Raw genomic sequence first — 3,834 nt, forward strand, 5'->3', positions numbered from 1 at the left:
ACGCAGGCCGCCGACGACGACGGCGGTGTTGCCGTTGCCGCCGAATCCCACGTCGGCGCTGCCGTTGTCGCCGAGCACGACCGCGGTGTTGTGGCGGCCCAGACCGGCTCCGGCCGAGCTTGCGGCACCGGCGACGACCGCCACGTTGAAATCGCCGTCGGTGGCGCCGTCGAGGGCGCCGCCGGCAGCGGCGCGGCTGTTCTCGCCGGCCACCAGTGTGAGGTTGTAGTTCCCGGCGGCCGCGGCCGCATAGCTGTGCGATCCGGCCAGCGAGGCGATGTTTCCGTCACCGAACCCGGCGGCGACGTAGTTGCCCGCACCGACGGCGCCGGCGATGTTGCGGTCGCCGGAGAAGCCGGCCTGGGCGGTGCTCCCGGAACCGACGATCGACGCGACGTTGAGGTTTCCGCTGCCCGCTTGCGCGGTGTTCCCGTGACCGATCGCGATGGCCACATTGAGGTTGCCGCCCCGCACCACCGCGGTGTTGTCGGTGCCCCACGCCCAGGCGATGTTGTGGTTGCCGCCGCCGCTGAATGTGTCGGTGTAGTAGACGTTGACGTGGGCCGTGTTGCCCGCCCCCGCGAGCCGGGCGATGTTGTGGTGACCGCTGAGCTCCCGGGCCACGCCCGCGGTGTCCACGTCGACGATGTTGACCAGGACGCTGTCGCTGCCGTCGCCCGACGCGGCGTTGCCGTTGCCGTCCACCACCGCCGAGGCCCCATCGGTGACCACGGCCCCGTTGACGGTGGCGGCCGCGCCGACGTCGGTGGTGATGCGGGCCAGATTGGCGTGGCCGCTGACCAGTGCGGTGGCCACACCGGCGTCGGCCTGAGACTCGGCGAAGTTGACCGTGGCGGCGCTGTTGCCCACCGCCACCGCCGTGTTGGCGCCGCCGCTGCTGGTGGCGGTGGCGGTCCCGCCCCCGGTCACCCCGACGATCACCTGGTTGACCTCGGCGTCGGCGGTCGGGCCGGCCGCGACCGCGGAGTTGAAACTGCCGGTGCCGCGTCCGACCGCGGTGCCGGAAGACGCCGTGGCGTCGACGTCGTTGACCAGGGCGCCGCCCCGGAATGCGATCGCCGTGTTGAAACTTCCCGCCGCCGTCGCTGTGGCGGTGTCGCCGTCGGCGCGGGGGTTGTTGACCAGGGCGCCGGCTTGCATGGCGTTGGCGGTGTTGAAGCTGCCGTGGGCGGTTGCGGTGGCCGTGTCGCCCTCGGCGCGGGGGTTGTTGACCAGGGCTCCGCCTTGGACTGCGTTGGCGGTGTTGAAGTTGCCGTGGGCGGTTGCGGTGGCGGTGTCGCCGCTGGCCTCGGGGTTGTTGACCAGGGCTCCGCCTTGGACTGCGCTGGTGGTGTTGAAGTTGCCGTGGGCGGAAGCCGTCGCGGTGTCGCCGTCCGCGCGGGCGTTGTTGACCAGCGCGGCTCCGCCGCCGAATGCCCAGGCCGTGTTGAAGTCGCCCGCCGCGGTCGCCGCCCCGCCGCTGCCCGCCGCGGCCGAATTCACCGCGGCGACGCTGCCGGCGAGTGCGAAGGCGATGTTGAAGTTGCCGGTGGCCCTGCCGCCCGGCGTCGCGGAATTCACGGTGGCCACGCTGTCGCTGCCGATCGCCCACGCACCGTTGAAGAACCCGCCGGCGGCTGACGCCGAGGCGTTCTCGCCCCAGGCGATCGCCCACGAACCCAGTCCGGTGGCGGTGGCACGCGCCGAGCCGACCTCGACCAGCTGGAAACCGCTGAACGACACCGCGATGTTCGGCGCCCACACGTCGGTGGGCAGCGCCGCCGCGACACTGCGCGGGGTCGCCGGCACCGGCGCCGGACTACCGGGCAGTGACTGTTGTGTGCCGGCGCGGTCGCTGCGAGCGAGTGTCGTCGAGGAGTGTTCATCCTGCTCGTCGGCGTCGACCGATTCGTCGGCGTCGACGGAGACGTCATCATCGGCAGCGTCATCGGCAGCGTCGGCGGCCGGATCCGCGCGGACGCTGATGCCGTCGTCCTCGTCGCGGCGCGCCGACCCGGCGTCGTCGACGATGCCGGGACCGTCGTCGGAGAGGGCCGGCTCGTCGGTGGTTTCCGGTGCGTCAGCGATGTCCGGCTCGTCGTCACCGTCCGAATCGTCGGCATCGGTGCTGCCGGACCCGGCAGCGTGGCCATCGTCGTCCCGGTCGGCGCTGCCGCGCCGCTCCGTGCGCGCGGAGCGCGTCTTGCGGTCCGGGGCCGCGGACGAGTCGGAACGGGATGCCGTCGATGAGCCCGACCCCGCAGACGACTCGGCACTGGATGCCGACGACGCCGACGCGTCGGATTCGGACGGTGCCGCCCCGGCCGCCGCTGCGCCACACAGCAGCGCCGCGCCGAGGCCGAGGGCAACGGCGGTTCCGGCGATCACAGCCGCGAGGCGACTGCGCAGGGGTGACCCAGGCTGGTCCACAGCCGTTCCTTCCGGATTGGGGGAGCTGGCGCAAATCCTAGAAGCCAACCGGCGAACACGCCCCCGTTCGGCGTGACCCGGCCGGACCGGGGTGGCCCCACCCGAACACCGGTGCCATCCCCCACGACCTGACCCGTTCGCGCGCAGGCAACCGCTTGCCCGGCGCGGGACGGCTCGGCAACGTCCCCACCAGGGACTTCGGTTACAGAAGCCGGATATGGCGAAAATTAAGAGCTTGTATGGAAATTTGCTATGCCCACACTCCGGTGCGTTTCACGCAGCACTGCTGCTCGGGAGGAGGGCGGCGAGCAGCGCCTTCCCGGATCTCGGCCGCCGTCGTTTTGGCACACCTGGGCTGGCATCTAACTCGCGGAAACCGCCGGCGCCCACCCCGTTTCCTGCCCGGAGTCGCAGCCGCGCAGCGCCCGATCCCGTCACGCAACTGATGCCCAAAGTTATTTGCCATAGGTCTGGCTATTTGGATTGTGGCAACATTATGATCCGTAGGGCCGGACAGTCGGGGACGGCACCGACTTCCGAGCCGGTTGTGGAGAAGGGATGTCGGTCGTGCCCGTCGCAGTGAGCGCATCAGCGAAGTCGCCCGTGCTGGCCGGCGTTGTCGCAGCTACCGGGCTTGCCGCAGCGGCGCTGGGGGCGAGCCTCGGTTTCGCGTCGGAGGCCGGTGCAGCGCCGCGCGACCCCGCGCCGCTCAGCCCCGACCCCGGCTGCGTGCAGGCCGTCGTCGATGCGTGCGACGACGGCCGCCCGGCAGCAGGATCCGGCCCGGTGTCCACGACGACGGACCTCGCCGGTTTGATGGCCGCGCAGGTCACCGGCCGCAGCGGCCCGTTCCTCGGATTGTTCGGCGACGGCCTCGACGCTGCCGCCGACTGTGTCGGCCGCGCCTGCAACGGCGGTAACGGCGGCCTGATCTGGGGCAACGGCGGTAACGGCGCCAACGGCGGCAGCGGAGGAAGCGCGGGCCTGTTCGGCGACGGCGGAGACGGCAGCGACGCTGTCGAACTGGGTCAAAACGGCGGCAACGGCGGCAACGGCGGCTTGTTCTGGGGCCGCGGCGGAAACGGCGGCGACGGCGCCGACGGTGCGGCGGGCTCGGACGCCGTCAACCCGAGCCAACCGAATCTGCGTGAGGCGACACCCGGAAAGGCCGGCCCGGGAACCTTCGGGGTGGGCGATCTGATCGGCGGTGACGGGGAAGCCGGCCACCACGGCGGCACGTACCCCTTCGGCAACTGGAACGTCGACATCCCCATCGGCGGTGCCGGTGGCGGCGGCGGGTGGGCCAACAGCATCGACGGCAACGCGCACGCCGGCGACGGCGGCGACGGCGGCGCCGGCGCATTCGGGGGTCCCGGGGGCAACGGCGGCACAGGCGGCTACGCC

1 protein-coding gene and 1 pseudogene are annotated in these 3,834 nt (G+C 72.1%); one reads left to right on the forward strand and one right to left on the reverse strand.

Annotated features, from left to right (window positions below; genetic code table 11):
• Window positions 1-2,388 (reverse strand): beta strand repeat-containing protein (locus ACXAID_RS27360; protein WP_475025311.1); only part of this gene is annotated, 2,388 nt, incomplete at its 3' end.
• A gap of 600 nt (window positions 2,389-2,988) precedes the next feature.
• Between ACXAID_RS27360 and ACXAID_RS27365 the strand changes: the two are divergent.
• A pseudogene (locus ACXAID_RS27365) lies at window positions 2,989-3,834 on the forward strand (hypothetical protein); the annotation flags it as partial.

The organism is Mycobacterium sp. ABE4_509 (genome assembly GCF_056160785.1).